Below are 25,811 nucleotides of genomic sequence, written 5' to 3'. Positions count from 1 at the left end.
GGATGTCGGCAGCGAATGGCAAAGCCAATGGTGCGATTGCCGCGCCTTCCCAGGTCGGCAAGGCCTATCCCGTGCAGGATCATGTCTACGATGTCGTCGTCGTCGGCGCCGGCGGTGCGGGACTTCGGGCGACGCTCGGCTGTGCGGAGGCCGGTCTTAAAACCGCGTGCGTGACGAAGGTTTTTCCGACGCGGTCGCACACCGTCGCGGCGCAGGGCGGCGTTGCCGCGGCGCTCGGCAACATGGGTCGCGACGACTGGCGCTGGCACATGTACGACACCGTCAAGGGCTCCGATTGGCTCGGCGACCAGGACGCGATCGAATATCTTTGCCGCAACGCGCCCGCCGCCGTTTACGAGCTCGAGCATTACGGCGTTCCGTTTTCGCGCACCGAAGACGGCAAGATCTATCAGCGGCCTTTCGGCGGCATGACGACCGACTACGGCGAGGGTCCGCCCGCGCAGCGCACGTGCGCCGCCGCCGATCGCACCGGTCACGCGATGCTGCATACACTGTACGGCCAATCGCTGCGGCAGTCGGCCGAGTTCTTCATCGAGTATTTCGCGCTCGACCTGATCATGGACCGCGACGGCGTTTGCCGGGGCATCATGGCGCTCAATCTCGATGACGGCACCGTGCATCGGTTCCGCGCGAAGAAGACCATTCTCGCGACGGGCGGATATGGTCGAACGTATTTTTCGTGCACATCGGCGCACACCTGCACGGGCGACGGCAACGCGATGGTTCTGCGCGCCGGTCTGCCGCTTCAGGACATGGAATTCGTGCAGTTTCATCCGACCGGAATTTACGGCGCGGGCGTGCTGATCACGGAAGGTGCGCGCGGCGAAGGCGGATATCTCACCAACTCGAAGGGCGAGCGCTTCATGGAGCGTTACGCGCCGCACGCGAAGGATCTCGCGTCGCGTGATGTCGTCTCGCGCTCGATGACGATCGAAATTCGCGAGGGCCGCGGCGTCGGGGCGGAATCAGATCACATCTATCTGCATCTCGATCATCTCGATCCGAAAATTCTTGCGGAGCGTTTGCCGGGCATTACCGAGAACGCGAAGGTCTTTGCCGGCGTCGATCTTCGCCGTCAGCCTATCCCCGTGCTGCCGACGGTCCATTACAACATGGGCGGCATACCGACGAATTATCACGGTGAAGTTCTGACGAAGAAGGACGGCGATCCAGATCACGTGGTGCCGGGCCTGATGGCAATCGGCGAAGCGGCGTGCGTATCGGTGCACGGCGCCAACCGCCTCGGCTCGAATTCGCTGATCGATCTCGTCGTCTTCGGCCGCGCGGCCGGGCTTCGCTGCGCGGAGACGATCGAAGCGGGCGCGTCCCAGCCTGATATGGCGAAAGATGCCAACGAGCCGGCGCTCGCGCGGCTCGACCGCTTCCGTTACGCCAAGGGTTCAACGCCGACGGCGGCGCTCAGGCTCCGCATGCAGAAGACGATGCAAGCGAACTGCGCCGTGTTCCGGGATGGACCGGTGCTGAAAGAAGGCGTCGAAAAGATTAATGCGGTGTGGCGCGACGCGAATGACATCTCGGTCACGGATCGTTCGCTCATTTGGAATTCGGATCTCGTCGAAACGCTGGAGTTCGACAATCTGATATCGCAGGCGGCCGTCACGGTCGTCGGGGCGGAGAACCGCAAGGAGAGCCGGGGCGCACATGCGCGCGAGGACTATCCGAAGCGCGACGACGTCAACTGGATGAAGCACACGCTCACCTGGGCCGATTATGCGACGAAGACCGTCAAGATCGACGACAGGCCGGTGCATACCAAGACGATGACCAACGAGGTCAAGTACATCGAGCCCAAGGCGCGGGTTTATTGAGCGGTTCTGGATGGCGCGAGTACAAATAGCGCCGTCACAGGAAGTCGCCTATGGTGCGGCCGCTACTGGAAAGGCGCATCAGGCTTGAGCAAAGTTCCGAGGGAAGACGCCGACGAGACCGACACGCGGATGTCGCCCGATCCGTTCGCGGCGGTGCTGCCCGCGTTGGCGGCGCTCGGAGCCGTCGCGTCGATCGCCGCCATCAACTGGTCGGGAGAGGGAAAGCTCGCGACGCGCACGCGAACGAAGCGCAAAACCGGCGCGGCGCTTCGTGATCTCGAAACCTGCTGCATCGGCCTTGCCGAGATTTTCCGCCGCTTTCAGCGGCACCCCCGCGTTTTCGCCGGCGAAGGCGGGCAGGCGTCGGCACCCCTCAAATTCGGTGTCCATGGGCAGCGCATCCGCGCCGACGCACAACGCCTTTATCTGCAACTGATGAACGACATTGCGTCGATGCTGGTTCTGGCCGCCCAGAACGCGTTCGACGTGATGACCGCCATCGAGGACGGCGATATCGACGCACCTGAAGAGATCTTTTTCGGGTTCGGCGAGCAGCAGGAGCGGCTCAACGAAATCATCCAATCGCGGGTGCCGCTGCGCGTTGCCGTCGATACAGGGGCCGAGATTGCCGATCAGCTGACGGCTCTCGTCCGGGAGCTCAAGAAGCACCAGAAAGCCGGCTAAGCGAAAGAACCGCGCGCGGCGGTCCCGCATGTTGACACTGGTGGCTTGTTCAAGCTTCTGTCATTAGACAGTTCGTTATTTTCCGCAGGCGGGACCCCGAAGTCTCATGGTTGAGCTCACGCTTCCAAAAAATTCGAAGATTTCCGAGGGCAAGACCTGGAACAAGCCGGATCATGACGGCGACTGGAAGGAGTTCCGCGTCTATCGCTGGAACCCGGACGACAGCCGAAATCCGCGTATCGACACGTATCATATCGATCAGAAGCAGTGCGGGCCGATGGTGCTCGACGCGCTCATCAAGATCAAGAACGAGATCGACCCGACGCTGACCTTCCGCCGTTCGTGCCGCGAAGGCATCTGCGGCTCGTGCTCCATGAACATCGACGGCACGAATACTCTCGCTTGCTTGAAGGGTATCGACGAGGTCAAGGGCGCCGTGAAGGTCTATCCTTTGCCGCACATGAAGGTCGTGAAGGATCTCATCCCTGATCTGACGAACTTCTACGCGCAGCACGCATCGATCGAGCCGTGGCTCAAGACGGATAGCCCGACGCCGCCGAAAGAGTGGCGGCAGTCGCGCGATGACCGCGAGAAGCTCGACGGTCTTTACGAGTGCATTCTTTGCGCGTGCTGCTCGGCGTCGTGCCCTAGCTATTGGTGGAACTCCGATCGGTATCTCGGTCCTGCTATTCTGCTGCAGGCCTATCGCTGGGTGGTCGACAGCCGCGACGAGGCGACTGGCGAACGGCTCGACAATCTCGAAGATCCGTTCCGTCTTTACCGCTGCCATACGATCATGAACTGCGCGAAGGCGTGCCCGAAAGGTTTGTCGCCTGCCAAAGCCATTGCCGAACTGAAGAAGCTGATGGTGGAACGGCGCGTCTAGAAATTCGCGCCGCTCGATCAGACAGCCAGTCGATAGGAGCAGCCGTGCTGGACATTCTCGATCACATCGGTTTCCCGATTTCCGACTACAATCGGTCGCTGAATTTCTACACCAAGGCGCTGGCGCCTTTGGGCATTCTGCTCCTCAAGGAAATGAAATTCTCGGAAGAGGACGAAGACGGCTACGCGGGCTTCGGGCGCGAGCGTCCGCAGTTTTGGATCGGTACCGGAACGGCGCTGAAGGGCCGGCTGCACGTCGCGTTTTCCGCGCAGAATCGGGCGGAAGTGCAAGCCTTCTACGATGCGGCGATTGCCGCCGGCGGCAAGGACAATGGACCGCCCGGCCTCAGGCCGCATTATCACGCCAACTATTACGGCGGCTTCGTCATCGACCCCGACGGGCACAACATCGAGGCCGTGACGCATCTGCCGGAATAATCGCTCCGCCTGCTGACGTTAGAGGTTGAGCTGATAGGTGTGGGCCAGCCAGCGGTAGCTGCCGGGTGCGATTGTTTCCACATACCCTAGCGACGGGAACGGCATATGGTAGCCGATGACCGGCAGGCGATCCGTTGCTGCCATATCGAATATGCGCCGTCGCGTCGCCACGCTCTGCTCTTTGTCGGTGTCGAAAACGCAGTGCCATTCCGGATGCGCGAGCGACGCGACCTGATGGTGGGCGCAATCACCCCAGAACAGAATCGATTTGCCGCGACTCTCGATCATGTAGGCGAGGTGTCCGGGCGTGTGGCCATGGGCTTCAACGGCGCGGATACCGCTCACCACATCGTCTCCGGGTTTTATGAACGTGTACTTGTCGACGATCGGTTTCGAGTTGGCCCGGTAAACACTGGCGAACTTTTCCATGTCGCCTGAGAATTTTCCCTCTGGAGCCCAGAAGTCGTGCTCGATGCCGCTGATCACGTAGCGCGCGTTCGGGAAAAGTGGTTCGCCGTTCTCCATGACGCCGCCGATGTGATCGGGGTGGCCGTGGCTCAGAAGAACGATGTCGATATCTTCGCGCTTGAATCCGGCCGGTGCGAGTTGTGCTGCGAGCCATCCGCCATCGGGACGCGGGATAAAGCCATTGGAGCCGTTTCCGGTGTCGATCAGGATGATTTCCTTCCCCGTGTTGACGATCGTCGGAGAAAAGCCGGGCTGATATTTCTGTTCGGGCAAGAGATTGTCGCGCATCAGCTTTCGGACGTCGGCTTCGTCGGCGTTTTTGCCGATGAGCGGGAACGGTCCGTCGATGAAGGATTCCGAATCCGAAATTGTCGTGATCTCGAAGTCGCCGAGTTTGAAGCGATAAAATTTCGGCTGCCAACCGCCGAGCAATGCGGCCGAAGCTTCGCCGCGTGATGCCGTCGACAGGCTCAGTGCGGGCATTGCTGCGAGACCGAGGCCTGCTGCTAGAAGCCTGCGGCGGTCGAAGTTCAGCGCGGCGGGCACTTTGCCCGAGATTTCATTTGCGGTTGTCTTCGACATTTCGGCGTCCCACGGAGGTGTTAAAAGATTGGGCGAGGCTAGACTGGGAGAGAGGACGCGCGCTTGTACGAACCTGCTACTGACGTGAACCAAGGCCCCAAACCGTTGTGGCATGTCGGGGACGGGCGGATGCTTTTCGCCGGTTGTTTGCGGCGGAATGCACTTCACAGTCATAGCGCTTCGGTGCTTCTCGCAGGGCTCTACGATGACTTTCGGCTGAAGCTCGGCGGCGGCAACTGGTTTTCCTGCCGGGCCGCGATCATCCGCGCCGGAGACGCGTATGAGTTCGACGCGGACGGCCGTCCGTTGGCTGTTCTTTACGTCGAGCCCACTGAAACCTCTGCCGAAGGCCTTGCAGCACTCATCCAGGAGACGCGCGAAGAACATGGCGCTCTGATCGGACAGCAGTCGGACCTCGGCCTGCTGCGCGGGATCTACGAGGATGCGGGAAGTTCTCGATGGGTGCATGAAGCCGCGGCCGAGCTCATCGAATTTTCGAAGTCTGGAACTCGCCCGACGATCGACTTTCGCGTGGCGCGGGCCATCGAGGCGATCGCGGTGAAGGAGCGTGACGAAAGAGAAATGGACGCCAAGATGGACGTCGGGCGTGCGGGTCCGCCAAGTGTCGCCGATGCCGCTCGAGGCTCCGGTCTTTCGATGTCGCGGTTTCAGCATCTCTTCAAACAGGAGACCGGCGTTTCCTACCGCCGCTACGCCGCCTGGACCAGGATGCGGGCCGCCGTTTCGGAAGTCGTCGCCGGCAGCAACTTCACGACCGCCGCGCATGCCGCGGGTTTTTACGATCAGCCGCACTTTGCGCACGAATTTCGCCGGATATTCGGTGCGCCCGCATCGCGCAGCCTCGCGAATGTCAGGTCGTGAGCTTTGCCGCGCTTACCGCTTCCCGCTTCCATCTGGCGCGCGAGCGTGCGATAGCGGCTTAGACGCAGCCTCGACTGTCCGCTGATGAGCCATCCGCTTTCCTCTCTCACATCCGGCGCGATTTCCTCGCCCTTCACGCAGCTTCGGAAGCTTCTCGCCGGTATTCCATCCGGCCACGAGAAGCCTGTTGAGCTGACGATCGGCGAACCGCGCGAGGCGATGCCGGATTTCATTGCGGCGAAGCTCGCCGAGGCGACGGCGCTTTACGGGAAATATCCGCCGATCCGCGGCGCGGAGGATGCGCGGCTCGCGATTTCCGAGTGGCTTCAGAAGCGTTACGCGTTGCCATCGGCGGTCGATCACGAGCGGGAAGTGCTGATGCTCAGCGGCTCGCGGGAAGGGCTGTTCTTCGCGTGCCTTCCGGCCGTTGGACGCAAGGAGATCAAGGGGCGTCCCGCGATCCTGATGTGCAATCCCTATTATTCGGCCTACGTCGCCGGTGCGTTGGCGGTCGGCGCCGAGCCCGTGTATCTCAACGCGACCAAGGCGACGGGCTTCCTTCCGGATCTCGATGAGATCGCGCGCGATAAGAGCCTGCTCGCCCGAACGGCGGCACTTTTCATCAACTCGCCCGCCAATCCGCAGGGCGCGGTTGCCGATAGGCGTTACATCCTGAAGGCGCTCGAACTCGCCCGCGCGCATGACTTCATGCTGTTTCTCGATGAATGCTATTCGGAGATTTATACAGAGGCTCCGCCGACGGGCGGTCTCGAAGTCGCTATTCAGACGCCCGAGCGCTTCCGCAATCTCGTGGTTTTCAATTCGCTGTCCAAGCGTTCGAACCTGCCGGGACTTCGATCCGGCTTTTGTGCTGGAGATGAGACTTTCCTCGAGGCCTACGGCGAGGTCCGGAACATGTGCGCTCCGACCGTGCCGCTGCCGGTACAACATGCGTCCGCCGCCATTTGGCGCGACGAGGCTCATGTTGAGACCTCTCGAGCGGCTTATAGAGACAAATTCCTCATTGCTGACAATGTGTTAGGTGACCGTTACGGCTATAAACGCCCCGCGGGCGGCTTCTGTCTCTGGCTTGATTTGAGCCAATTCGGTGGCGGCGCTCAGGCGGCGGTAACCTTATGGCAACGTGCAGGCGTCAAGGTTATTCCCGGCAGCTTTCTGGCTCAGACGGGACGGGACGGCACCAACCCCGGCGCGGACTATGTGCGCGTCGCGATGGTGCAAGACTCTTCGACGATCCGGGAAGCGCTCGAACGCACGATTTCCGTGCTGCGTTAAAGAGTACGTTCGCCGTTATGTCGCTTGATACGCGTGGATTGGATCCTCAGCGGCTGCTTCCGCAGTCTCTGGAGGACCGGCTGTTAGGCTGGGTAGGCCGCTTTGGCGGGGCAATTTTGCTCGGCTCGACGGCGCTCATCTGGGTCAGCCTTGTGTCGTGGTCCGTGCTCGATCCGAGCCTGACCCACACGACGACTGTTGCCGCTCGCAACTTCGCGGGGCCGGTCGGTGCAATCATTTCTGATCTTCTCTTCCAGATGTTGGGTTTCGGAGCGGTCATCGCGCTCGTTGCTCCCGTCGTCTGGGGAATTGAAATGGTCAGATCAGAGCGTGTCGATCAAGGCCGCGTGAAGCTCGGCTTTTATCCGCTTTCGATTTTAGCGCTCGTCGGGGCGATCTCTGCTCTGCCGATGATGACCGGGTGGCCGCTCCGTCATGGCTACGGCGGGCTTCTGGGCGATGGCGTCTATCATTTGGCGCTCAAAATTTTTGCGATGCTGAACGAGGAGCGGGCTCCGCTCGCCGCCGGCTGCGTGCTCATGGCCGCGGCGATCCAGACGTCCGGCAAAGCGATCGGGTTCGAGCCTGAGGCCGTCTTCAGGTCGCTGCTCAGTTCTTTGAGCTCGGGTTTGCGCTACGCGACAAGCAAGCGCCGCTTGGAAGAAGCGGCCGCTATCGCTCCTGTATTCGCAGCCGGTGCTGCCCGTGTTCGAAAGAGCTGGTTCGGGCGATCCTCCGAGGCGGCTGGATCCGCTGACACGTATTCTTCGCTCGACGCGTACGCGGATGGGCCGACGCGTACCCTCGATCTCAATCCGGAACGCACGGCGCGTCCGCGCCGGGATGGGGATGCCGACGTCCATTCCGATGTGTCGCTCAACGTTTCGCCCCACGACGAGATGCATGGCGCGCGGGAGAACTTCGACCGGGCCGGGATCAATCCTGGTGCCAATGAGGCGGACGTTTCGCGTGACCATTCCGCGGACGACATCCTCAACCGCGAGTTCGATTTCGACGACAGCATCGACAATTCCAGCCGCGAAATCGCAGCGCGCTTTGCGCCGGCTTCTGCAGGCCGGGAATACGAGAAATACGAGAGGTCTCCGGATCGGTCATCCGAGCGGGCGCCTGCAGTCATGCCACCGCCCATTCCGGCAGCGACAGCCGCCCCTCAGCCGCAACGGCCCGCTTCACCGGCGAAGCCAGCTGCAACTCAGAGCAATGGGCTTCTTGCGGGTATGGCGTGGTCGCGCGTGCAACCTCAATGGAAACGCCCTTCTCTCAATATGCTGAAGCGGCCCGGCGCTCAGAAGCCGCGTCCGGAGCTGTCGCAGACCGTCATGCGCGGAAACGCGCGACTGCTCGAGGACGTGCTCGCGGACTTCGGCATCAAAGGCGAAATCAAGGATATCCGTCCCGGTCCGGTCGTGACGCTTTACGAACTCGAGCCGTCTCGCGGCACGAAGTCTTCGCGCGTCATCGGACTTGCGGAAGATATCGCGCGCTCGATGAGTGTCGCGAGCGTTCGCGCGGCCGTCGTGCCCGGCCGCAATGCCATCGGTCTCGAATTGCCGAACACGCGCCGCGAAACCGTGCTTTTACGCGAAATTCTCGAAGCCGACACGTTCAAGGCGGAGAGCGCAGGCTTGCCGCTTGGGCTCGGCAAATCGATCAGCGGCGATCCGGTCGTCGCCGACCTCGCGCGCATGCCGCACCTGTTGGTCGCGGGTACGACGGGGTCTGGCAAATCCGTCGGCATCAATTCGATGGTGCTATCGCTTCTCTGTCGTCATTCGCCCGACGATTGCCGCATGCTGATGATCGACCCGAAGATGCTTGAGCTCTCGGTCTACAACGGCATTCCGCATTTGCTGACGCCGGTCATCACCGATCCGCACAAGGCCGTTGCCGCGCTCAATTGGGCGGTGCGCGAAATGGAAGAGCGCTACAAGCGCATGGCCGGGCTTTCGGTGCGCAATATCGACGTCTTCAACAATCGCGTGCGCAACGCGAAGAAGCGCGGCGAGATGCTGTCGCGCACGGTTCAAACGGGATTCGACAAGTCAGGCCAGGCGCGGTTCGAGACGCAGAAAATGGATCTCGAGCCGTTGCCGCGCATCGTCATCATCGTCGATGAGTTCGCGGACCTGATGATCGTTGCGGGCCGCGAGGTCGAAGCCTCTGTGCAGCGTCTTGCACAGATGGCACGGGCTGCCGGTATCCATCTCATCATGGCGACGCAGCGGCCCTCGGTCGACATCATCACCGGAACGATCAAGGCGAACTTCCCGACGCGCATTTCGTTCAAGGTCACTTCGAAGATCGACAGCCGCACCATTCTCAACGAGCAGGGCGCAGAGCAGCTGCTCGGCCAGGGCGACATGCTCTACTCGACCGGGGCAGGGCAGCTCGTGCGCGTGCACGGCGCATTCGTCACCGACGAAGAAGTCGTGGCGTTTGCGGATGCGCTGAGACAAGAGGCATCACCCAAATACGTCGAGGGCATTACGGATGCGCCGCCGCCGTCGGACGTTGCGGGCGGGGTTCGGGAGGCGAGCGACGACGACCTCTACGATCGGGCCGTCGCCATCGTCTTGAGGGACGGCAAGGCGTCGACGAGCTATGTGCAACGCCGGCTTTCGATCGGTTACAATCGGGCCGCGGATTTGATCGAGCGCATGGAACGCGAAGGGCTTATTTCTGCGGCGAACTCCGTCGGGAAGCGCGAAATTCTCGTTCCGCGTGGCGGCGGTGCCGACGCTGCTGCGTGACATCGATAACACGCGGCGCTGCAACTGAGGATAATCGCCTAGTCAATCCGCTCGCGGCTTGCCTGTGACATGGCAATCGCCGTAGGCAACAAACACAATAGAATTTCCGCCTAGTTCTGGACGCAATCTTTGCCGAAACCGTAATCTGCGTACAGAGCCCCGCGATGGGGCTTCGGGGCTTTGGGGGGCCACGATGGGACGATTCATGAGCGAAATTTTGCGCGTAGGCGCCTTGTCGGTGGGCTTTGCCCTCGCGTCGATCGGAGCTGCCACGGCGCAGGATCCGGACGGGCCGACGAATACGATCGTCAATCCGCCGGCCAACGCAACCAAGCCCGCAGATACAGCTAAGCCCGCCGTCAAGGGTTGGACGGGAGAGGTTTCTCCCGCGAATAGTCCTGACGGCATCACGCTCGATGCGAATCAGACGAAGCTCGTCGAGCAGGTCAGCGGGTATTTCCAGTCTCTGCAGAATTTGAAGGGCGCGTTCGTTCAGACGGACGCCGAGAACAAGCGGATGAAGGGGAAGTTCTTCGTCAAGCGACCGGGTCGCTTCCGGTTCGATTACGCTCTGCCGTCGAAACAAGTCATCGTTTCGGACGGCGAGAACCTTGCCATTCAAGATCTCGATTTGAACAACGAAGATCGGGTGTCGCTCGATCAAACGCCTTTCCGGCTCTTGCTGCGTAAAGATGTCGATCTCATTCGCGATGCGCGCATCATCGAAGTGCAGCAGGCCGACGACCTCATTGTCCTCTCGCTGGAGGACAAAGATCCCAATTCTCCGGGCAAGATAAAGCTGTATCTGGCGACCAAGCCGGCGTTGGAACTGAAGGAATGGGTGACTACCGATCCGCAAGGCCAAGCCACCCGAATCGAGTTATCGCAGCTGAACAAAAGCGATGAACTCGATGGGAATTTATTTAAAATTCAACCGCTTGGGCCAAAAAAGGCGACCCCTTTCTGAGTTTTTGATGGCAAATCAGGGTGTTGCGCTTTCGACGCGATGCAATACCCAACCTGTGGATAAACTCAAGTTTGTCTTCACATTTTCGTGATGTGCCCGCGCAGGCACTATTGAATTCTGTGTGCTTGCGCTTAAGTCCAATCATGCAGGTGGCGTCACCCTGTATTCGGTAGTGCCCCCCGTCTAGCCGAAGACGCCGCCTCTGGTACCGGCTTCCCTCCCGGTGCCGAGCGCGACAAGCGCATAGCGCCCAGTTCCTCCCCCCGGGACTGGGCGCACTCTTTTTCAGCCCCTAATTCAGCCCCCCAATTTCCGGCCCTTTTTCTTGCCAAGATTTGGACAAGATCTGCCGCGCTCAAACGCTGGGGTCAGCGTGAGGTGCCGTTGGATGTCAGCCTGGGTGCGCTTCGATGGGCAGATTCGGGCGAACCTGAGGTAGCTGTGGGGCGACGGTTGCACGCTCCATGATCGTATCAACAGCTTTCATGTCGTTCGCCAATAGTTTTAGCCGGGTGGTGATGCACGAGGAGAAGTGCTGCGCGAGCCCGGTGTCCTCCTCCATCAGCTCATGCATTTTCTGGCGCGTGAGGCGCAGTGCTTTCACTTGGCTCTGCGCAATCACCGTCGTCGTGTGCACGAGTTCAATGAACATCGCCAATTCCGCGATCATCACGCCTTCGGGCAGAGTTTCGCCGCGCGATTTTTGCGGAACGTCGCGATGATCGTTGATGCGGACGCTGGTGCCCGAGACGATGACGATTGCCGCGTCGCTCGGTTCATCCTCGGCGATGATGGCATCGCCCGGTCGATAGATGATGCGTTCCGCGCGCCGAACGATCTCTGTCAATTGCAGTGGCGTCAGACCTTGGAAGAGCGGCAACGCCAAAAGCGGTTTGACGAGGGCGTCGATAGCCATCGTTCTAGAACTCCATGCCGACAGGACAGATCGAACGCGCCAGCGACGTGGCTTGGCTCGCCGAGCGAGGGAAATTTAAAACACGACTCGCCAGTCCCCGAAACAATCGCCGGGCCAAACGGCGAAGGGGCCTGTGGATGCATCCGATTAGCAACGGATGCGCGGTCGAAGTGCTTCCCGAAAGGCTAATGCAACTCGCCTAAGGCGCGAGCTTGTAGCCACCACTCTCGGTAATCAGCAACTCGGCGTTGGAAGGATCTTTCTCGATTTTCTGACGCAACCGATAGATGTGCGTTTCGAGAGTGTGTGTGGTGACGCCAGCGTTGTAGCCCCAGACTTCGTGCAGCAGGACGTCCCGCGAAACGACCTTGTCGCCGGAGCGATAGAGATACTTCAGGATCGAAGTCTCTTTCTCCGTCAGGCGGATCTTGCTGCCAGTCTGATCTACCAGAAGTTTCGATGCGGGCTTGAAGGTGTAGCTGCCGATCGCGAAGACAGCGTCTTCGCTCTGCTCATGCTGGCGGAGCTGAGCGCGAATGCGCGCGAGGAGAACCGCGAACTTGAACGGCTTTAGCACGTAATCATTGGCGCCGGCATCGAGCCCCAAAATCTGGTCGGCGTCCGATGTATTGCCGGTCAACATCACGATCGGGGTTTTAAATCCCGATTTGCGAAGCAGCTTCACGGCCTCGCGGCCGTCCATGTCCGGCAGGCCGACGTCGAAAACAACGAGATCGAAACGGCCTGTCTTTGCCGCTTCTATTCCTTTGCTCGCGGTCGCGGCTTCCGACACCTCGAATTCATCGTGTAGGACGAGTTGATCTTTCAACGACGTACGCAGATCTTCATCGTCGTCGACGAGGAGGACCTTTCGGGCCGTGCTCATGGACGGGGCTCCAGTTTCTTGGCTTGCTTTTAGTGTGGAACACTAGCATCGCGTGCGGGGGCAACATAGGGTCTGCAAGCAAACAGGCAAGGGGAATGGCTGGTTCCTTGAATGGCGGCATTGAAGACCCGTGGACGGCGCGCGCGCAGCGCCTCTCAGAGCGGCCCCAAACCGGCGGCAAAGCTCTTCGTTAGGGCGTTGTCTCGGGCCTCGCGGCGAGGCCGTTTGCAGTTTGGCCAGTTCGACGTCCCCTGCGCATTGGGTTTTGGCGGCATCAGGGTTTTGAAGCGCGAGGGGGATGGCGCAACGCCGACGGGGCGGTTTGCGGTGCGCTATGCGCTCTATCGGCCGGATGTGCGGCGGCCGCGCACGGTGCTCGATGTTTACCCCATTCATCCGAATGACGGGTGGTGCGACAGTCCCTTCGACCGCAATTACAATCGTCCGGTGAAGCTGCCCTATCCCGCAAGTGCCGAGCGTCTTTGGCGCTCCGACCGGCTCTACGATGTCGTGGTGGTGCTCGGCTATAACGATGCGCCGCGTGTGCGCAATCGCGGCAGCGCCATTTTCATGCACATCGCGCGGGGCGATTTAAAGCCGACGGAAGGTTGCATCGCGCTGCGGCGTACGGATCTTCGGCGGCTCCTCGCGATGCTGCCGCGCGGATGCGAAGTCATCGTTTCAATTTGAAGACATAAAAAAGGGCCCGATGCACGAAGCGCCGGGCCCAAGGTTGAGCACGTCTAGGTGGAGACGCGTGCTCGGGAGGAGAGATCCCGCGGCCCTTTTCAGGGCCACGGGAAATGCGTGGATCAGTAGTGGTAAGCGCTCTCGCCGTGATCGACGAGATCGAGACCTTCGCGCTCTTTCTCCTCCGACGGCCGGAGGCCGATGACGATATCGACCAGCTTGAAGAGAACGGCGGAGCCGATGCCACTCCAGAGGAGCGTCAGTCCGACCATCTTGGCCTGAGCGGTTACCTGAGCGACCATGTCGTAGGTGCCTGCCGCCATTTCGCCGGGCTTCGAGAGGTAGTCGGCGATGCCGGCTCCGCCCCACTCGGGATTGACGAGAAGGCCCGTACCGATTGCGCCGACGATGCCGCCGATGCAGTGGACGCCGAAGACATCCAAGCTGTCGTCGTAACCGAGCGCTCCCTTAACTGCCGAGCAGAAGAAGAAGCAGATCGGGCTGACGACGAGGCCGAGGATGATCGAGCCCATGACACCGGAGAAACCGCAAGCCGGCGTGATCGCCACGAGACCAGCGACGACGCCCGACGCCATGCCGAGTGCCGACGGCTTGCCTTTCGCGATCCACTCAACGAGCGTCCACGAGAGGCCTGCTGCGCAGGTCGCGATGAACGTGTTGATGAACGGAACGCCAGCAAACTGGTTGATCTCGAGGTTCGAACCAACGTTGAAGCCGAACCAACCGACCCACAGGAGAGCGGCGCCGATCATCGTCATCACCAGCGAGTGCGGAGGCATGGGTTCTTTACCGTAGCCGATGCGCTTGCCGAGGATCAGACAGCCGACGAGTGCGGCGATGCCTGAGTTGATGTGAACGACGGTGCCGCCAGCGAAGTCGAGTGCGCCCCACTGGAAGCCGATGCCTGCATCCTTCAGCACGGCGTCGAGAGCCGCTTGTGCCTGGACTTTCGCGTCGCCCGATGCGGACGCCACCGCCTTGGCAGCACTAGCGAAGGCATCTGGACCGCCCCAGTACCAGACCATATGCGCCATCGGGAAATAGATGAACGTTACCCAGAGCGCCATGAACACGAGCATCGCCGAAAATTTCAGACGCTCGGCAACGGCACCCAGGATAAGGCAGGGTGTGATACACGCGAACGTCATCTGGAAGATGATGTAGGTGTATTCAGGAATGTAGACGCCGTTCGAGAAGGTTGCGGCGAGCGAGTTCGAATCGACGCCCTTCAAGAAGGCTTTGGAGAAACCGCCAACGAAGTCGTTGAGGTTGCCGCCGTTGGTAAAGGCCATGGAGTAGCCGTAGAGCACCCAAAGAATCGCGACGAGGCAGAGCGTTGCGAACACCTGCATCATCATCGACAGCATGTTCTTCGAGCGAACTAATCCGCCGTAGAACAATGCGAGGCCCGGCACCGTCATCAGAAGAACGAGGACTGATGCGATGTACATAAAGGCGGAGTCGCCCTTATTTGGCACCGGAGGCGCCACTGCGGCCGCGGCGGGAGCCGCAGGGGCAGCAGTCGTTGCTGCGTCCTGGGCTAACGCCGGGTCGATAATAAGCGCAATGGCGCCGAGGGCCCCCAAGACCCCTGCGTACCGCGCTATAGTTCGAAACTCCATGTGTGTGCTCCCTGATTGACGTCTAAAAAGCGAAATCCTGGGCTTTAGAGCGCGTCGTCGTCCGATTCACCGGTCCGTATGCGGACCGTGTGCTCGATCGGCGAAACGAAGATTTTGCCGTCGCCGATCTGACCGGTTTTCGCGGCGCGCTGGATCGCAGCGAGCGCCTTGTCCACCTGTGCGCCCGGCACGACGACTTCGATCTTGATCTTGGGAAGAAAGCTCACCGCGTACTCGGCGCCGCGGTAGATTTCCGTGTGGCCCTTCTGGCGGCCGTAGCCTTTGACTTCAGTGACGGTCATGCCCTGCAGACCGAGATCGGTCAGCGCCGAGCGAACCTCCTCGAGCTTGAATGGCTTGATTACCGCGGTAATGAGCTTCATAGGGCCCCCTTTTCTCGTTGAACCGGCCGTGACCGGGTGATCGACAAAACAGTCTCATCCCCACGCCGGGAAGCAGACTTCGCGACGTAGGGAGTCAAGACGCGTGCCAGTTTCGCAGCGCTTACTCAAGCTGTTGATTAGACAACGGAAAGTTTATCAGCCCGCAGATCCGGTGCGCGTTCAGCACACGTAGCAAGCACAGAAATTGTGCATTTTGGGCCGATTGAACGCTATTTGGGCAGGAATGCGGTTTCTCTGGGGCGCATCAGTCCTTCCTGGACTGCAGACGCAACCAGTTGTCCCTGGCGGTTGAATATCGCGCCCCGGCAATAGGCGCGCGCGCCAGAGGCGCTGGGGCTGTCCTGGACGTAGAGCAGCCAGTCGTCGGCGCGGAACGGCCGGTGAAACCACATGGCGTGGTCGAGGCTCGCCAATTGGATATCGCTGTCGAACAGCAGCTTGCCGTGGGCGACCAGGGCCGTGTCGAGCAGGGTGAAGTCCGACGCGTAGGCTAGAACCGCCTGGTGGATGTAGGCATTCCCATTGAGCGGGCCATTGGTTTTGAGCCAGATCGATTGCATTGCGGGCCTCGGCTCCCGGCTGGCGTAGCGAGAAGCATCGACAATGCGAACGTCGATTGGCCGGTCGCGGCTGAGGTAGGAACGCATGCTTTCGGGCAGATCGGCATTGCCGGCGCGCAGCAGCTCCTGGCTGCTGGGGAGGGCCTCGGGCGGGGGCACGTCGGGCATTTTCGACTGATGCTCGAAACCCGCCTCCGGTTTGTGGAACGAGGCGCTCATCGAGAAAATGGCGCGTCCATGCTGGATGGCGCGCACCCGGCGGGTCGTGAAACTGCCGCCGTCGCGGATACGTTCAACGTCGTACACGATTTCTCGCTCGGGATCGCCGGCGAGCAGGAAGTAGCCATGCAATGAGTGGATGGACCGGCTCTCGTCGACCGTCGATGCGGCTGCAACTACGGCTTGGCCAAGAACCAAGCCGCCGTAAACGCGTTGCCAGCCTTCGGTCGCCTTCGGTCCGCGGAACAGGTTGTCTTCAAGCGGTTCCAGGGTCAGCGTCTCAAGGAGCTTGTCCAGGGCCGAATGCGACGAAGGCGATGCTGTCATGATGGACTTTCGCAAGGAAGTTGTAGTGAGATGAAGACGTTGACGGTCTGGCAGGCGCGTTGAAGGCCGGCGCGAAGATATCTAGGCTGTCACGGCGTCAGCGAAAAGCAAGTTGCTGTCGCGGCAATTCAGTCCGGTGGTGCAGTCGGTGGTGCGTGTTTTGAAATTCGATGTGGCGATTGCGGGCGGCAGCTTCGCGGGCTTGGCAGTCGCGCGGGGGCTCGCTCAGGCCCTTGGGCCGGATATCAAAATTGCCGTCATCGAGCGCGCCGATCCCGCGGCGACGCCCGCCGGTTCCGACAGCCGGGCGTTTGCGATTTGGGCCGGGACAAAGAAAATCCTCGAGGGTCTCGGCGTCTGGGATGCGGTGAGCGGCGACGCTCAGGTCGTCACATCGATCGAGATTTCGGATTCGAATATCGACGACGCCTTCAGGCCGTCGCGGGTCACTTACGACGCGCACACGAAGGACGGATCGCCCGCCGCCTACATTGTGCCGGCAACGTCGCTTCAGGCGGCGCTCTACAAGTCGGTCGCCAACGATCCCTCCGTCAGCTGGATCGCTCCGGCGGACGTCGATGGGATGTTGCTCGGAGAATATTCGAGTGAACTTACACTTCGCGACGGAAGGGCGATCAGCGCTCAGCTCACCATCGCCGCCGACGGAAGAAATTCAAAGCTCAGGGACGACGCCGGCATCAAGACGATCGGCTGGGCCTATCCGCAAACCGGCATCGTGGCGCGCGTGAAATTCGAAGAGCCGCATGGTGGCGTCGCGATCCAGCATTTCTTGCCGGGCGGTCCATTCGCGATCCTGCCGCTGCCGAACAATCGCGCCTGCATCACTTGGAGCGCGGACAAAGACGAAGCGGCGCGGATGACGGCTCTCAATGACGATGATTTTCTCGCTGAACTCGATCGGCGCATTGGAGGCCGTTTTGGCGCGATCACGCTCGACGGGCGTCGCCAGTCTTGGCCGCTCGATGTGCGCATTGCGCGGCGGCTCATCGCGCCGCGGTTCGCGCTCGTTGGCGATGCGGCGCATGGCGTGCATCCAATCGCGGGACAAGGCGTCAACCTCGCTCTCAGAGACGCGGCCGCGATGATCGAAGTTTTGGCGGATGCCGGGCGTCTCGGGATCGACTTCGGCAACGGTACGCATCTCGAGCGTTATCAGCGCTGGCGCCGCTTCGATTCCACAATGTCCGCGACGCTTTACGATAGCCTCAATCGCACCTTCGCCGTCGACAACATCGTGCTCAGAGCAGGCCGTGGCGCGGCGCTGGGGGTTCTCGACCGTCTGCCGAGCCTCAAGGATTTCATTATCGCCGAAGCCGCGGGCGTTACCGGAGATCTGCCGAAGCTCGCGAGGGGCTGCCCCGTCTAGGAGCGATCGTCTTCGCCCGATACTTCCGATTCTTCCGGGCCTTCGGATCGATCCTCAGCGTCCTCATCGTCGCTTCCCGTCAATTCAGGGCGATTGATAACTATGGTACCGGCTGCAAGGTCGACTGCCGGAACCCATCGATCCTCGAACGGAATGAACTCGGTCTCGGTGCCGTCGCCGGGTTTCAGCTCGAGTAAATCTCCCGCGCCGAAATTCTGTACGGAGACGATCTTTCCAAGTGCGCTGCCGTCGCTTGCCACTGCGCGAAGGCCGATGAGATCGGCGTAATAGTATTCCGCGCTTTCCGATTCCGGCAATCTATCGCGGTTTATATACAGCTTGGTTCCTCGCAACGGCTCAGCGGCATTGCGGTCCTCAATTCCACCAATTCGCGCGACGATGCCTTTGCTCGTCACGCGCACGACGCGGAGTGTGAAACTTCGCTGTCCCGCAGCGTCGGTTAGCGGCCCGTAGGACGCGATGGCTTCGGGGGCTCCGGTGTACGCGCGGACCAGGACGTCGCCGCGGATGCCGTGAGCGCCGGAGATTTCGCCGACGAGGATTCGGTTTGTGGTCTTGTTGTTCGGCAATGGAGGTTCCAGCCAAGTCTCGGGTTGCAAGTGGCGTTATATTTTCAATCGCGCGGTGCCGCAGTTTTTATTTTCGGAGTTTTATTGTTGCGGGGCGGCTACTGGCTCGGCAAGGGGCCGAGATACGTAATCTGGATATCTATCTTTTTGCCGCCGACGAGGACTGTCACATTCTGAGATAATGCGTAGGGATCGATTTCGCCGCTTATTGGTACGGTATAGCTCGGCTTGGAGTGCGCGGGGTGGCGCGCCGATCGATAGCGCAGCGGAATTTTGTAAGTTCCGCGCAGGAAAGTCCTCGCTGCCGGGTGCTTCGGGTGTGAATCCAGCTCGCCCGTATAGACCCTGCCTTGAGGATCCGCGCCGAACAGCCGGCCTTTGCGGCGTATCAAAATGAATCGCTCAAATGCATGTACCTGTTTGCGCTCGCGCGCACTCGTGATCTCATACAGGCCATCTGCGGCCTTCCACTCTATCATTGCGGTCCACTCCCACTCACCCAGAGGTGGTGCTCCAAAATTCGGGCCAGTGAGAGCTGCAACGAAAAAACCTCCCGAGTTGCACTCGAGAGGTTTTTTGGAAACACGAAATATCTCGCGCGTCAGTTCGCGGTTCAACTCGCGGTTTAGGCGGTCTCGCCCTGTGCGGCTTCGGCAGCCTTGGCGGCTTTCTCTGCAGCTGCGGCGGCGCGCTCCTGAGCCTTCTTCTTCGGCTTCGCCTTCTCGGGATTGACCGATGCCTCGCGCTTGGCAAGACCGGTAACGTCGAGCAGGCGGAGAACGCGATCGGTCGGCTGCGCGCCAACGCTCAGCCAATGCTTTACGCGCTCTTCAACGAGCTTGATGCGGTTCGGATCGTCCTTCTTGAGCATCGGATCGAAGGTGCCGATCTGCTCGATGTAACGGCCGTCGCGCGGGCTCGTGTGGTGGGCAACGACGACGTAGTAGTAGGGACGCTTCTTGGCGCCACCGCGCGACAAGCGAATTTTCACCGACATAGTACTGTTCTCCTGTTCAAATCGAATGCGTTTTTGAAGTGGTTGTTTGAGACGTCATCTTTTCTTTCCGGGAAGCCCGGGGAATTTCGGCATTCCCCCGCCGAGGCCTGGAAGGCCTCTCGGCAGTCCGGCACCGAGACCAGGAAGGCCGAGACCGGAAGGAAGGCTCGGCGTGGACCCGCCGGTAAGGCCCTTGGCGACCTGCTCCTTGAGTTCGGCGGGGAGCTGTTCGAGCGCCTTCGGGTCGAGCTTTGCGAGATCGGCCTGCATCGCCTGCATCTCGGCCTCCGAAGGCCCACCGCCGGTGCGCCCGAGGAATTTGTTCAGCATGCCGCCGTTGCGGCCCATGGTTTTCATCATGTCCGCCATCTGGCGGTGCATCTTGAGTAGCTTGTTGAGCTCTTCGACCTTGGTGCCCGAGCCCGCAGCGATGCGGCGCTTGCGCTTGGCGTCGAGAATTTTCGGGTTGCGCCGTTCCTTCGGCGTCATCGACGAAATGATCGCGCGCTGATGAACGAGGCTTTTGTCGAGACCAGCTTCGTTGATCTGGCCTTTGATCTTGGAGACGCCCGGCAACATGCCAAGCACGCCGCCCATGCCGCCGAGCTTTTGCATCTGCTGCAATTGATCGGAGAGGTCTTCGAGGTCGAAGTTCCCCTTCTTCATCTTCTCGGCGATCTTCGTCGCCTTTTCGACGTCGATCGTTTGAGCCGCTTTTTCGACGAGCGAGACGACGTCGCCCATGCCGAGAATGCGCGACGCGATGCGGCCCGGATGGAAATCTTCGAGCGCGTCCCATTTCTCGCCGACGCCGATCAGCTTGATGGGCTTACCGGTTACCGCGCGCATCGAAAGCGCGGCGCCGCCGCGGCCGTCGCCGTCGGCGCGGGTCAGGACGATGCCTGTCACGCCGATATGGCCGTCGAAGGCCTTCGCGGTGTTGACGGCGTCCTGGCCGGTCAGCGAGTCGGCGACGAGAAGAACTTCGTGCGGGTGGATCGCGGCTTTGACGTCGCGAACCTCATCCATCAGCTCTTCGTCGACGGTCACGCGGCCGGCGGTGTCGTAAATGATGACATCGAAGCCGCCGAGCTTGGCTGCGTCTTCGGCACGGCGGGCGATCTGAAGCGGATTTTGGCCCGCGATGATCGGGAGTGTCGCGACGCCTGTCTGCTCGCCGAGGACGCGCAGCTGTTCCTGTGCTGCCGGTCGCCGCGTGTCGAGCGACGCCATCAGCACTTTCTTGCGATCGCGGTTCGTCAGGCGGTAGGCGATCTTGGCGGTTGTCGTCGTTTTGCCCGAGCCCTGCAAGCCGACCATCAGGATGCCGACGGGCGGAGCCGCGTGCAGGTCAATCGGTTGCGCATCCGAGCCGAGCATCGCGACGAGCTCGTCGTTGACGATCTTGACGACCATCTGGCCGGGCGTGACGGAGCGGAGGACTTCGGCGCCGACGGCCTTGGCTTTGACCTTCTCGGTGAAGTCTTTCACGACATCGAGCGCGACGTCGGCTTCGAGAAGGGCGCGGCGAACTTCGCGCATGGCCTCGACGACGTCGCCTTCGGTCAGCGCGCCGCGTCGGGTCAGCTTATCAAGGACGCCTGAGAGGCGATCTGAGAGACTCTGAAACATTCAGCCTTGCAAACCCGTTCTTGCTAACTCGTTTCGGTCGTCATCCCCGTGCAGGCGGGGATCCTCCCAAGCCTGAAGCCTGGATGGATCCCGGCCTTCGCCGGGATGACGTTAGATGTGGGAACGTCCGTCCCATGCGCAAAGCTGGACCGCGCACAAAGCACAAACGCACCCGGGAGCGCCACGCGCCGCCGGATGTTAACCCCCCTGCCTCCCGGACGCTTTTCGCGAAAAAAGGCCATGTGCAGGGCGGCGGCTCTGTGTTCAGGGCCGTCGGAATGGCGTGGGTATGGGGGAAAGGGGCGAAAATGTCAACTTTGGAGGCGGGTGCGACGCCTCCACGCGGGGCCGGCGCAGGCGCGGTTAGAAGCGGTAGCCGTAGCGGAGGCCGATGCGGTCCATGCCTTCGTTGAATTTTTGGGTGTAGGCGTTCGACATGTGCTCGAAATAGACCGAAATGTCGGAATGCTCGTCGAGGTGGTAGCCGACCTCGAGCGGAATGTGGAACAGGACGCGCGAGCCCAGCCATTTCTTGTCGGGATCGGAGCCCGGTCCGCCGATTTCGCCGTCGTGGATGGCGGCGCCGAGGCCCAGTCCAAAGAATAGCCCAGACGGGCAATCGCCTTGCCAGCGGGCGTCGATGTAGCCGTCGCTGGTGTCGCCGCGGGTGTTGATCGAGCCGCCGATCACCGGCCGGATGGCGCCCCAGGGCAGCGCCCACGCCGCTGCAAATTGGGCTTCGATATTGATGTCAACGGCGTTGTGCTCGACCTGGAAGCCGCTCCAGAGGTCCGGCACGTCATGGGCGAGAACGCCGACTTTGAGTGCATAGAGAAGGCTTTCGGCCGACGCACCGCTCGTCGCCCCGGCCACCATGACGGCGGCAAGACCGGCTGTCGCCACGATGCGCGCGTAAACGCCCAATCCCAAGGCCCTGTCCCCGACGACTTAAAGGGTACTTGTGCGGGATTTCGTTATCTGCGCAAGGCGCGAACGACAGAAACTCGGGCCGGCTTGCGCCCCTGTCACACTGTCCGCCCGGCCTACTTGCTAACTTTGTAAAGCCGGGGTGCGTCGCTTGTGTTGCCTGCCCCAGGCGCGCGCCAATCTGAAAACGCGGCGCTCATAGGCTCGTTCGTCGGGGGCGAGGCAAATACAACCGTAGCAATAGCAAGGGCGCGCGCGGGCCAGGGCGATTTTGAAAAGGAGCGGGTTCGACGAGTGTTGCGCCATTTAGGTTCTCATGGGATTTGAGCGACGCTCGAAGTTCGTTCAACTAAAACAAGCATTTGCGGCACTCTAACGGACAAGCCAGGGCGTTTGTTCCGCGACGAGGACAAGGCAATCGCCGGAATATCGATCATAGCGCGGCCTTTCCGATCCGTGACCCTGTTCCGATTGTCATTTTTTGCGCTTCTCGCCATATAGGCTCACATGAATACCGCAACGACACTTCCCTTCCTCAAAATGAACGGACTCGGCAACGAGATCGTCGTTGTCGATTTGCGCAATAGCTCCCGGACGTTCACGCCGGAAGAAGTCGCGGCGGTTGCCGCGGATCGTATTTCGCGGTTCGACCAGATGATGGTTCTGCACGCGCCCAAAACGGCGGGCACCCAATCGTTCGTGCGCATTTATAACGCCGACGGATCGGAAGCCGGAGCGTGCGGCAACGGCATGCGCTGTGTCGGCTGGTTTCTTGCCCAAGGCGGCGCGGGCGATCGCTTTCTGGTCGAAACACGCGCAGGCGTTCTCGACACGGTCGTCAAAAACCAGGCTTCGATAACCGTCGATATGGGAGAGCCCAAATTCTCGTGGCAGGATATTCCGCTGGCGGAAGAATTCCGCGACACGCGGGCGATCGAGCTGCAAGTCGGGCCGATCGATAATCCGGTCTTGCATTCTCCGTCCGTCGTCAATGTCGGCAATCCGCATGCGATCTTCTGGGTCGATGATCTCGATCTCTACGACCTCGGGCGATTTGGGCCGTTGCTCGAGAACCATCCGATTTTTCCGGAGCGCGCGAATATCTCGCTGGCTCATGTGACGTCTTCGGAATCCATTCTCGTCAGAACGTGGGAGCGCGGAGCGGGATTAACGTTGGCATGCGGCTCGGCGGCGTGCGCCGTGGCGGTGTCGGCTGCCCGGAAGCGGCTCACCGGACGCCGCGTGAAAGTAACCCTACCCGGCGGCGATCTCATGATCGAGTGGGCGGCCAATAACCACATCCTGATGACGGGCCCCGTGGAGTTCGAGTACGAGGGCGCGATCGATTTTTCCAAATTGGCAAAGGTGTCGGTCTAGTCCGACGCCCGGCTTCGCTATTGCGAGCGCCTCTCAAAAGGACGACGACGAAGCTTATGTCCGAACCCGAAGTAATCACGCTCGGCTGCCGGCTGAATGTCTATGAATCCGAGGTTATGCGGCGTCATGCACGCGAGGCGGGGCTTGATAACGCCGTCATCGTCAATACGTGTGCAGTGACAGGCGAAGCCGTCCGCCAGGCCGCGCAAACCGTGCGCAGGCTGCGGCGCGCGAGACCGGACGCACGCATTATCGTTACCGGCTGCGCGGCGCAAATCGAGCCAGAGCGCTTTGCCGATATGGCCGAAGTCGATCACGTCATCGGCAATGACGAGAAGATGAAGGCAGAGACCTTCGCCGGGTTGTCGACGTCGACGAGCGAGCGGGTTCTGGTGAACGACATCATGAGCGTGCGCGAGTCGGCGCTCCATATGATCGACGGTTTTCATTCCCACACGCGCGCGTATTTGCAGATTCAGAATGGGTGCGATCATCGTTGCACGTTTTGTATTATTCCGTTCGGCCGCGGTCCGTCGCGCTCGGTGCCAGCTGGCGAAATCGTCACGCAGGTGCGCGGGCTCGTCGAGCGTGGATACTTGGAAGTCGTGCTGACGGGCGTCGACATCACGTCTTATGGCCGCGATCTTCCCGGTGCTCAGACGCTCGGCCAGCTCGTGCGGCAGGTGTTGAAGCATGTGCCGGAACTTGTGCGTCTTCGCCTGTCGTCGATCGATCAAGTCGAAGCCGATGCCGATCTGATGATCGCGCTCGGCGAAGAGGAGCGGTTGATGCCGCATTTGCATTTGTCGCTGCAAGCCGGCGACGATCTTACGTTGAAGCGAATGAAGCGGCGGCATTTGCGCGCCGACGCGATTGCGTTTTGCGAGAAAGCGCGGACGCTACGGCCCGACATCGTGTTCGGCGCCGATCTCATCGCGGGGTTTCCAACTGAAACGGATGACATGTTCGAAAATTCTCACAGCATCGTCGATGAATGCGGACTTACGTATCTTCACGTGTTTCCATTTTCTCCTCGCCAAGGAACACCGGCAGCACGTATGCCGCAAGTTCCAGGGAACGTCGTGAAGGAGCGTGCAGCCAAGCTTCGCGCCAAGGGCAGCGACGTGCTCGCTTCGTATCTCGAAAGTCAACGCGGGAAGGTGGTCGAAGTGCTGGTCGAACGCGACGGCAATGGACGCACGCCGCAATTTGCAGAGGTTCTCATGCAGGGCGAGCGTATTCACAGTGCGGGCGCGATCGTGAGTGCTCACATCAAGCGCGCGGATGCGCAACGGCTCGTCGGCGAGGTTTGCGCGTGAGCGAATCCAAGGAAAAAGGCAAAGGGATCTTCGGCCGCTTTTTCAAAGGTGCGTCAGAGCCTGCCCCTGAACAAGAGGCGAAACGCAGCGAGGAGGTTCCTCCGTCTGACGCTCCGGACGCCGCTCCGCCGGTCGCCGTCGCCAAAGACATCGCGCCCGTCGCCGAACCGCCTGTGAAACAGAGCTGGTTTCAACGGCTGAAGTCGGGGCTTGGCAAAACGTCATCGAAATTGACGTCCGGCATTACCGATCTATTTTCAAAACGAAAGCTCGACGCCAATACGCTCGATGATCTCGAAGATCTCTTGATCCAGTCGGATCTCGGTCTCGAGACGACGAGCCGGATCACGAACGCCATCGGCAAGGGGCGCTTCGAGAAGGGCATTTCCGCCGACGAGGTGCGAAGTGTTCTCGCGACGGAGGTTGAGCGGGTGCTGACGCCCGTCGCCAAGCCGCTTGTCATCGAGCCGTCGCATAAACCGCATGTGATCATGATGGTCGGCGTCAACGGCACGGGCAAGACGACGACGATCGGCAAGCTTGCCAACAAATACAAATCCGAAGGAAAATCGGTTGTGCTCGCCGCGGGTGATACGTTCCGTGCGGCGGCCATAGACCAGTTGAAGGTATGGGGCGAGCGCGCGGGCGTTCCCGTCGTTGCGCGCGAAGTTGGCGGAGATTCTTCAGGCCTCGCCTTTGACGCCTTGAAGCAGGCGCAAGCGACTGGCGCGGATGTGCTTTTACTCGATACGGCCGGGCGGCTGCAAAATAAGCAGGTCCTGATGGAAGAACTCGAAAAAGTCACACGCGTTCTAAAGAAGCTTGATCCGAGCGCACCGCACGACGTTGTGCTTGTGCTTGATGCGACGACGGGTCAGAACGCCCTGAACCAAGTCGAGGTTTTTAGAGACCGCGCCGGTGTGACAGGTTTGATCATGACGAAACTCGATGGGACGGCCCGTGGGGGCATTCTTGTCGCGATTGCAGCCAAGTTCGGCTTACCAGTGCACGCCATCGGCATCGGAGAAGGGGTGGACGATCTGCAGGCCTTTTCGGCGGCGGATTTTGCGCAAGCCATTGCAGGGATCTGACCTCTCGGGGGAACGGAACACCA

24 protein-coding genes are annotated in these 25,811 nt (G+C 60.8%); 13 read left to right on the top strand and 11 right to left on the bottom strand.

The genetic code is table 11. The features are described 5' to 3' along the window. Nucleotides 1-2 precede the first annotated feature (2 nt). The 4 genes from sdhA to AC1DK3_RS15810 all read left to right on the top strand — a co-directional run bounded on the left by sdhA (nucleotide 3) and on the right by AC1DK3_RS15810 (nucleotide 3,857). Nucleotides 3-1,850 carry a succinate dehydrogenase flavoprotein subunit gene (gene sdhA, locus AC1DK3_RS15825; RefSeq protein ID WP_477193208.1) on the top strand — a complete coding sequence of 616 codons (1,848 nt, stop codon included), beginning with the start codon at nucleotides 3-5 and terminating at the stop codon, nucleotides 1,848-1,850. 84 nt (nucleotides 1,851-1,934) lie between these two features. Next, complete coding sequence (locus tag AC1DK3_RS15820; protein WP_477193207.1) at nucleotides 1,935-2,534, top strand: hypothetical protein; 600 nt, start codon at nucleotides 1,935-1,937, stop codon at nucleotides 2,532-2,534. Nucleotides 2,535-2,640: 106 nt separating this feature from the next. Beyond that, complete coding sequence (locus AC1DK3_RS15815) at nucleotides 2,641-3,420, top strand: succinate dehydrogenase iron-sulfur subunit (protein ID WP_477193206.1); 780 nt, start codon at nucleotides 2,641-2,643, stop codon at nucleotides 3,418-3,420. Between the two features lie 53 nt (nucleotides 3,421-3,473). Then, the gene (locus AC1DK3_RS15810; protein ID WP_477193423.1) at nucleotides 3,474-3,857 is read left to right on the top strand and encodes a VOC family protein; all 384 of its coding nucleotides are present in this window, start codon (nucleotides 3,474-3,476) and stop codon (nucleotides 3,855-3,857) included. A gap of 18 nt (nucleotides 3,858-3,875) precedes the next feature. Here AC1DK3_RS15810 and AC1DK3_RS15805 read toward each other — a convergent pair whose 3' ends face one another. Then, nucleotides 3,876-4,907 carry an MBL fold metallo-hydrolase gene (locus AC1DK3_RS15805; protein ID WP_477193205.1) on the bottom strand — a complete coding sequence of 344 codons (1,032 nt, stop codon included), beginning with the start codon at nucleotides 4,905-4,907 and terminating at the stop codon, nucleotides 3,876-3,878. Between the two features lie 129 nt (nucleotides 4,908-5,036). On the opposite strand from AC1DK3_RS15805, the gene AC1DK3_RS15800 reads away from it, so the two are divergent. The 4 genes from AC1DK3_RS15800 (at nucleotide 5,037) to AC1DK3_RS15785 (ending at nucleotide 10,823) form a co-directional block, all read left to right on the top strand. After that, the gene (locus AC1DK3_RS15800; protein ID WP_477193204.1) at nucleotides 5,037-5,789 is read left to right on the top strand and encodes a helix-turn-helix transcriptional regulator; all 753 of its coding nucleotides are present in this window, start codon (nucleotides 5,037-5,039) and stop codon (nucleotides 5,787-5,789) included. Nucleotides 5,790-5,873: 84 nt separating this feature from the next. Continuing rightward, complete coding sequence (locus tag AC1DK3_RS15795; protein ID WP_477193203.1) at nucleotides 5,874-7,085, top strand: aminotransferase class I/II-fold pyridoxal phosphate-dependent enzyme; 1,212 nt, start codon at nucleotides 5,874-5,876, stop codon at nucleotides 7,083-7,085. Nucleotides 7,086-7,102: 17 nt separating this feature from the next. Continuing rightward, nucleotides 7,103-9,856: an FtsK/SpoIIIE family DNA translocase gene (locus AC1DK3_RS15790; protein ID WP_477193202.1), complete on the top strand. Its 2,754-nt coding sequence runs from the start codon at nucleotides 7,103-7,105 to the stop codon at nucleotides 9,854-9,856. 205 nt (nucleotides 9,857-10,061) lie between these two features. Next, nucleotides 10,062-10,823, top strand: coding sequence for a LolA family protein (locus tag AC1DK3_RS15785; RefSeq protein ID WP_477193201.1), 762 nt, complete (start codon nucleotides 10,062-10,064; stop codon nucleotides 10,821-10,823). Nucleotides 10,824-11,214: 391 nt separating this feature from the next. Here the strand turns inward: AC1DK3_RS15785 and AC1DK3_RS15780 are convergent, their stop codons facing one another. Next, nucleotides 11,215-11,739, bottom strand: coding sequence for a cyclic nucleotide-binding domain-containing protein (locus tag AC1DK3_RS15780; protein WP_477193200.1), 525 nt, complete (start codon nucleotides 11,737-11,739; stop codon nucleotides 11,215-11,217). Nucleotides 11,740-11,938: 199 nt separating this feature from the next. Continuing rightward, nucleotides 11,939-12,625 (bottom strand): response regulator transcription factor, encoded by a 687-nt coding sequence (locus AC1DK3_RS15775; RefSeq protein ID WP_477193199.1) that lies wholly within the window; start codon nucleotides 12,623-12,625, stop codon nucleotides 11,939-11,941. A 225-nt stretch (nucleotides 12,626-12,850) separates the two neighbouring features. Here AC1DK3_RS15775 and AC1DK3_RS15770 point away from each other — a divergent pair, with 225 nt between their 5' ends. Then, nucleotides 12,851-13,315 carry a L,D-transpeptidase family protein gene (locus tag AC1DK3_RS15770; RefSeq protein ID WP_477193198.1) on the top strand — a complete coding sequence of 155 codons (465 nt, stop codon included), beginning with the start codon at nucleotides 12,851-12,853 and terminating at the stop codon, nucleotides 13,313-13,315. Nucleotides 13,316-13,437: 122 nt separating this feature from the next. On the opposite strand, the gene AC1DK3_RS15765 is transcribed toward AC1DK3_RS15770, so the two are convergent. The 3 genes from AC1DK3_RS15765 to tesB form a co-directional block, all read right to left on the bottom strand. Further along, nucleotides 13,438-14,958, bottom strand: a complete 1,521-nt coding sequence (locus AC1DK3_RS15765; protein ID WP_477193197.1) for an ammonium transporter — start codon at nucleotides 14,956-14,958, stop codon at nucleotides 13,438-13,440. Nucleotides 14,959-15,002: 44 nt separating this feature from the next. Next, a complete protein-coding gene (locus AC1DK3_RS15760) occupies nucleotides 15,003-15,341 on the bottom strand; it encodes a P-II family nitrogen regulator (RefSeq protein WP_013950212.1) in 339 nt (112 codons plus the stop codon). Nucleotides 15,342-15,571: 230 nt separating this feature from the next. Next, nucleotides 15,572-16,468, bottom strand: coding sequence for an acyl-CoA thioesterase II (gene tesB / locus AC1DK3_RS15755; RefSeq protein WP_477193196.1), 897 nt, complete (start codon nucleotides 16,466-16,468; stop codon nucleotides 15,572-15,574). A 112-nt stretch (nucleotides 16,469-16,580) separates the two neighbouring features. On the opposite strand from tesB, the gene AC1DK3_RS15750 reads away from it, so the two are divergent. Beyond that, entirely contained in the window at nucleotides 16,581-17,855 is a 1,275-nt protein-coding gene (locus AC1DK3_RS15750) for an FAD-dependent monooxygenase (protein WP_477193195.1), read from the top strand. Here AC1DK3_RS15750 and rimM read toward each other — a convergent pair. From rimM to AC1DK3_RS15725, 5 genes are all read right to left on the bottom strand, one after another. Continuing rightward, nucleotides 17,852-18,445 carry a ribosome maturation factor RimM gene (gene rimM / locus AC1DK3_RS15745; protein WP_477193194.1) on the bottom strand — a complete coding sequence of 198 codons (594 nt, stop codon included), beginning with the start codon at nucleotides 18,443-18,445 and terminating at the stop codon, nucleotides 17,852-17,854. The two genes, AC1DK3_RS15750 and rimM, sit on opposite strands and share 4 nt — an antisense overlap. Before the next feature lie 98 nt (nucleotides 18,446-18,543). Further along, entirely contained in the window at nucleotides 18,544-19,062 is a 519-nt protein-coding gene (locus tag AC1DK3_RS15740; RefSeq protein ID WP_477193193.1) for a hypothetical protein, read from the bottom strand. Nucleotides 19,063-19,070: 8 nt separating this feature from the next. Further along, on the bottom strand, nucleotides 19,071-19,442 hold the full coding sequence (gene rpsP, locus AC1DK3_RS15735) for a 30S ribosomal protein S16 (protein ID WP_339086416.1): 372 nt from the start codon (nucleotides 19,440-19,442) through the stop codon (nucleotides 19,071-19,073). 54 nt (nucleotides 19,443-19,496) lie between these two features. Beyond that, nucleotides 19,497-21,074 (bottom strand): signal recognition particle protein, encoded by a 1,578-nt coding sequence (gene ffh / locus AC1DK3_RS15730; RefSeq protein WP_477193192.1) that lies wholly within the window; start codon nucleotides 21,072-21,074, stop codon nucleotides 19,497-19,499. Between the two features lie 363 nt (nucleotides 21,075-21,437). Further along, entirely contained in the window at nucleotides 21,438-22,004 is a 567-nt protein-coding gene (locus tag AC1DK3_RS15725) for an acyloxyacyl hydrolase (protein ID WP_477193191.1), read from the bottom strand. 504 nt (nucleotides 22,005-22,508) lie between these two features. Between AC1DK3_RS15725 and dapF the strand changes: the two genes are divergently transcribed. Genes dapF through ftsY form a run of 3 tightly spaced genes read left to right on the top strand, consistent with a single transcriptional unit; the run spans nucleotide 22,509 to nucleotide 25,788 of the window. Further along, the gene (dapF, locus tag AC1DK3_RS15720) at nucleotides 22,509-23,378 is read left to right on the top strand and encodes a diaminopimelate epimerase (RefSeq protein WP_477193190.1); all 870 of its coding nucleotides are present in this window, start codon (nucleotides 22,509-22,511) and stop codon (nucleotides 23,376-23,378) included. A 56-nt stretch (nucleotides 23,379-23,434) separates the two neighbouring features. Further along, nucleotides 23,435-24,697, top strand: a complete 1,263-nt coding sequence (gene mtaB, locus AC1DK3_RS15715) for a tRNA (N(6)-L-threonylcarbamoyladenosine(37)-C(2))-methylthiotransferase MtaB (protein ID WP_477193189.1) — start codon at nucleotides 23,435-23,437, stop codon at nucleotides 24,695-24,697. Next, a complete protein-coding gene (gene ftsY, locus AC1DK3_RS15710; RefSeq protein WP_477193188.1) occupies nucleotides 24,694-25,788 on the top strand; it encodes a signal recognition particle-docking protein FtsY in 1,095 nt (364 codons plus the stop codon). Before mtaB ends, ftsY begins: the two co-directional genes overlap by 4 nt. The last annotated feature ends 23 nt before the right edge of the window (nucleotides 25,789-25,811 follow it).

This window comes from Hyphomicrobium sp. 01T421, from assembly GCF_056398805.1.
The sequence above is the reverse complement of the archived record's forward strand: the minus strand, read 5'-3'. Positions and strand labels throughout refer to the sequence as shown.